Here is a 5,283-nt window from a genome sequence, read left to right as displayed (position 1 = left end):
TTTTTTGCTGGTGATTTGGCTCGATGTCTATGACTGATCGGCCCTTCGGGGTGTGATTGTGAGTCTTCAACGGAGAGTTTGATCCTGGCTCAGGACGAACGCTGGCGGCGTGCTTAACACATGCAAGTCGAACGATGAAGCCCAGCTTGCTGGGTGGATTAGTGGCGAACGGGTGAGTAACACGTGGGTGATCTGCCCTGCACTTCGGGATAAGCCTGGGAAACCGGGTCTAATACCGGATAGGACCGGCGGCCGCATGGCTGTCGGTGGAAAGGTTTTCCGGTGCAGGATGGGCCCGCGGCCTATCAGCTTGTTGGTGGGGTAACGGCCCACCAAGGCGACGACGGGTAGCCGGCCTGAGAGGGCGACCGGCCACACTGGGACTGAGACACGGCCCAGACTCCTACGGGAGGCAGCAGTGGGGAATATTGCACAATGGGCGCAAGCCTGATGCAGCGACGCCGCGTGAGGGATGACGGCCTTCGGGTTGTAAACCTCTTTCAGTACCGACGAAGCGCGAGTGACGGTAGGTACAGAAGAAGCACCGGCCAACTACGTGCCAGCAGCCGCGGTAATACGTAGGGTGCGAGCGTTGTCCGGAATTACTGGGCGTAAAGAGCTCGTAGGCGGTTTGTCGCGTCGTCTGTGAAAACCCGCAGCTCAACTGCGGGCTTGCAGGCGATACGGGCAGACTTGAGTACTGCAGGGGAGACTGGAATTCCTGGTGTAGCGGTGAAATGCGCAGATATCAGGAGGAACACCGGTGGCGAAGGCGGGTCTCTGGGCAGTAACTGACGCTGAGGAGCGAAAGCGTGGGTAGCGAACAGGATTAGATACCCTGGTAGTCCACGCCGTAAACGGTGGGCGCTAGGTGTGGGTTTCCTTCCACGGGATCCGTGCCGTAGCTAACGCATTAAGCGCCCCGCCTGGGGAGTACGGCCGCAAGGCTAAAACTCAAAGGAATTGACGGGGGCCCGCACAAGCGGCGGAGCATGTGGATTAATTCGATGCAACGCGAAGAACCTTACCTGGGTTTGACATACACCGGACCGCCCCAGAGATGGGGTTTCCCTTGTGGTCGGTGTACAGGTGGTGCATGGCTGTCGTCAGCTCGTGTCGTGAGATGTTGGGTTAAGTCCCGCAACGAGCGCAACCCTTGTCCTGTGTTGCCAGCAATTCGGTTGGGGACTCGCAGGAGACTGCCGGGGTCAACTCGGAGGAAGGTGGGGACGACGTCAAGTCATCATGCCCCTTATGTCCAGGGCTTCACACATGCTACAATGGCCGGTACAGAGGGCTGCGATACCGCGAGGTGGAGCGAATCCCTTAAAGCCGGTCTCAGTTCGGATCGGGGTCTGCAACTCGACCCCGTGAAGTCGGAGTCGCTAGTAATCGCAGATCAGCAACGCTGCGGTGAATACGTTCCCGGGCCTTGTACACACCGCCCGTCACGTCATGAAAGTCGGTAACACCCGAAGCCGGTGGCCTAACCCCTCGTGGGAGGGAGCCGTCGAAGGTGGGATCGGCGATTGGGACGAAGTCGTAACAAGGTAGCCGTACCGGAAGGTGCGGCTGGATCACCTCCTTTCTAAGGAGCATCTGCCCACACACCCCGAACAGTCGGGGACCGTGTGCGGCCAGAGATCGTTTGTCCCCGCAGGTGGGACACGATTGCTCATGGGTGGAACGCTGACAGCTACTTCTCGTCCGGATCCCGTTTCTGTGCGGGATCCGAGGAGTTATATCGGTGCACTGTTGGGTCCTGAGAGAACACGCAATGTGTTTTGTCAGCGACGATGCTCGGGAACGAGGGGGTTGGTTCTTCTTCCGGTACCGGGTGTTGTGTGTTGTTTGAGAACTGCACAGTGGACGCGAGCATCTTTGTTGTAAGTGTTTATGAGCGTACGGTGGATGCCTTGGCACCAGGAGCCGATGAAGGACGTGGGAGGCTGCGATATGCCTCGGGGAGCTGTCAACCGAGCTGTGATCCGAGGATTTCCGAATGGGGAAACCCGGCACGAGTGATGTCGTGTTACCCGCGCCTGAATATATAGGGCGTGTGGAGGGAACGTGGGGAAGTGAAACATCTCAGTACCCACAGGAAGAGAAAACAACATGTGATTCCGTGAGTAGTGGCGAGCGAAAACGGAAGAGGCTAAACCGCGGGTGTGTGAGAGCTGGCAGGCGTTGCACTCGTGGGGTCGTGGGGCCCTTCTTCCCATCACTGTCATGGTGGGCGAGAGTAAGAAACCGGTGTGTTAGTCGAAATGGTCTGGAACGGCCTGTCGTAGAGGGTGAGAATCCCGTAGACGAAAACATGCCGGCTCTCGTGGAGGGTACCCGAGTAGCAGCGGGCCCGTGAAATCTGCTGTGAATCCGTCGGGACCACCCGATAAGCCTGAATACTCCCTGGTGACCGATAGCGGACTAGTACCGTGAGGGAAAGGTGAAAAGTACCCCGGGAGGGGAGTGAAATAGTACCTGAAACCGTGCGCTTACAATCCGTCGGAGCCTGCGCGACCTTTGGTGGTCGGTGGGTGACGGCGTGCCTTTTGAAGAATGAGCCTGCGAGTTAGTGGCATGTCGCGAGGTTAACCCGTGTGGGGTAGTCGTAGCGAAAGCGAGTCCGAACAGGGCGTCTCAGTGGCATGTTCTAGACCCGAAGCGGAGTGATCTACCCATGGCCAGGGTGAAGCGACGGTAAGACGTCGTGGAGGCCCGAACCCACTTAGGTTGAAAACTGAGGGGATGAGCTGTGGGTAGGGGTGAAAGGCCAATCAAACTCCGTGATAGCTGGTTCTCCCCGAAATGCATTTAGGTGCAGCGTCGCGTGTTTCTCACCGGAGGTAGAGCTACTGGATGGTCTAGGGGGCCCACAAGCTTACCGAAATCAGCCAAACTCCGAATGCCGGTGAGTGAGAGCGCGGCAGTGAGACTGCGGGGGATAAGCTTCGTAGTCGAGAGGGAAACAGCCCAGATCGCCGGCTAAGGCCCCTAAGCGTGTACTAAGTGGAAAAGGATGTGGGATCGCTGAGACAACCAGGAGGTTGGCTTAGAAGCAGCCACCCTTGAAAGAGTGCGTAATAGCTCACTGGTCAAGTGGTTCTGCGCCGACAATGTAGCGGGGCTCAAGTACACCGCCGAAGCCGCGGCACTCACATTAGCCCGCTCGTGCCCTACGGGGTGCGGGCCAGGTGTGTGGGTGGGTAGGGGAGCGTCGTGCAGCCGGGGAAGCGCCGGAGTGATCCAGGTGTGGAGGCTGCGCGAGTGAGAATGCAGGCATGAGTAGCGAAAGACGAGTGAGAAACTCGTCCGCCGAATGACCAAGGGTTCCTGGGCCAGGTTAATCCGCCCAGGGTGAGTCGGGACCTAAGGCGAGGCCGACAGGCGTAGTCGATGGACAACGGGTTGATATTCCCGTACCCGTGTGAACGCGCCCCTGGTGAATCATCGGTACTAACCGTCCAAAGGGTGATCGAGTTCCTTCGGGAGCCGAGAGCCTGCTGCACGGGACCTTCGGTGGTAGTAGCCAAGCGATGGGGTGACGCAGGAAGGTAGTGGGGCCGGTCAGTGGTTGTACCGGTGTAAGCCCGTAGGGCGTGACACAGGCAAATCCGTGTCGCACACAGCCTGAGAGGTGATGCGTAGCCGAATGAGGCGAATTCCATGATCCTATGCTGCCGAGAAAAGCCTCTAGCGAGCTTTCACACGGCCCGTACCCCAAACCGACACAGGTGGTCAGGTAGAGAATACCGAGGCGATCGAGAGAACTGTGGTTAAGGAACTCGGCAAAATGCCCCCGTAACTTCGGGAGAAGGGGGACCAGTCCCGGTGAGGACCTTCACGGTCGGAGCCGGGGGTGGTCGCAGAGACCAGAGAGAAGCGACTGTTTACTAAAAACACAGGTCCGTGCGAAGTCGTAAGACGAGGTATACGGACTGACGCCTGCCCGGTGCTGGAAGGTTAAGAGGACCGGTCAGCGGAGCAATCCGCGAAGCTGAGAATTTAAGCCCCAGTAAACGGCGGTGGTAACTATAACCATCCTAAGGTAGCGAAATTCCTTGTCGGGTAAGTTCCGACCTGCACGAATGGCGTAACGACTTCTCTGCTGTCTCAACCACAGACTCGGCGAAATTGCACTACGAGTAAAGATGCTCGTTACGCGCGGCAGGACGAAAAGACCCCGGGACCTTCACTACAGCTTGGTATTGGTGTTCGGTTCGGTTTGTGTAGGATAGGTGGGAGACTGTGAAGCCCGCACGCCAGTGTGGGTGGAGTCGTTGTTGAAATACCACTCTGATCGTATTGGACCTCTAACCTCGGACCCTGATCGGGTTCAGGGACAGTGCCTGGTGGGTAGTTTAACTGGGGCGGTTGCCTCCCAAAATGTAACGGAGGCGCCCAAAGGTTCCCTCAGCCTGGTTGGCAATCAGGTGTCGAGTGCAAGTGCACAAGGGAGCTTGACTGTGAGACCGACAGGTCGAGCAGGGACGAAAGTCGGGACTAGTGATCCGGCACCGGCATGTGGAAGCGGTGTCGCTCAACGGATAAAAGGTACCCCGGGGATAACAGGCTGATCTTCCCCAAGAGTCCATATCGACGGGATGGTTTGGCACCTCGATGTCGGCTCGTCGCATCCTGGGGCTGGAGTAGGTCCCAAGGGTTGGGCTGTTCGCCCATTAAAGCGGCACGCGAGCTGGGTTTAGAACGTCGTGAGACAGTTCGGTCTCTATCCGCCGCGCGCGTTAGAAACTTGAGGAAGGCTGTCCCTAGTACGAGAGGACCGGGACGGACGAACCTCTGGTGTGCCAGTTGTCCCGCCAGGGGCACGGCTGGTTGGCTACGTTCGGAAGGGATAACCGCTGAAAGCATCTAAGCGGGAAGCCTGTTCCAAGATGAGGTTTCTCACCCCCTCGAGGGGGTAAGGCCCCCGGCAGACCACCGGGTTGATAGGCCGGAACTGGAAGTGCGGTAACGCATGGAGGTGACCGGTACTAATAGGCCGAGGACTTACCACAAAGAAGCTACGCGTCCACTGTGCGGTATCTGAAACAACACCTCGCTCCGCGAAGGGTTGGAGTAAACGCAGATCCTCTCCGAAAAGAGAGGGGCTGCGCCCCGACCCACTCGAACCGCGCGAGTGTGTCGTTTCGCAGAGTTACGGCGGCCATAGCGGAGGGGAAACGCCCGGTCCCATTCCGAACCCGGAAGCTAAGCCCTCCAGCGCCGATGGTACTGCACCCGACAGGGTGTGGGAGAGTAGGACACCGCCGAACACCCGTT

General features: G+C 58.3%; 3 rRNA genes. All 3 read left to right on the top strand.

Annotated features, from left to right (window positions below):
• Positions 1–66 precede the first annotated feature (66 nt).
• The 3 genes from G6038_RS30170 (at position 67) to rrf (ending at position 5,276) form a co-directional block, all read left to right on the top strand.
• A 16S ribosomal RNA gene (locus G6038_RS30170) occupies positions 67–1,588 on the top strand.
• Positions 1,589–1,884: 296 nt separating this feature from the next.
• A 23S ribosomal RNA gene (locus tag G6038_RS30165) occupies positions 1,885–5,018 on the top strand.
• Between the two features lie 141 nt (positions 5,019–5,159).
• Positions 5,160–5,276, top strand: a 5S ribosomal RNA gene (gene rrf, locus G6038_RS30160).
• The 16S, 23S and 5S rRNA genes sit together here, the layout of an rRNA operon.
• The last annotated feature ends 7 nt before the right edge of the window (positions 5,277–5,283 follow it).

Origin of the sequence: Rhodococcus sp. 14C212, from assembly GCF_011058195.1 — a bacterium.
GTDB lineage: Bacteria > Actinomycetota > Actinomycetes > Mycobacteriales > Mycobacteriaceae > Rhodococcus > Rhodococcus aetherivorans.
Note: the sequence above shows the minus strand (reverse complement) of the source record. Positions and strands in the feature narration are given on the sequence as shown.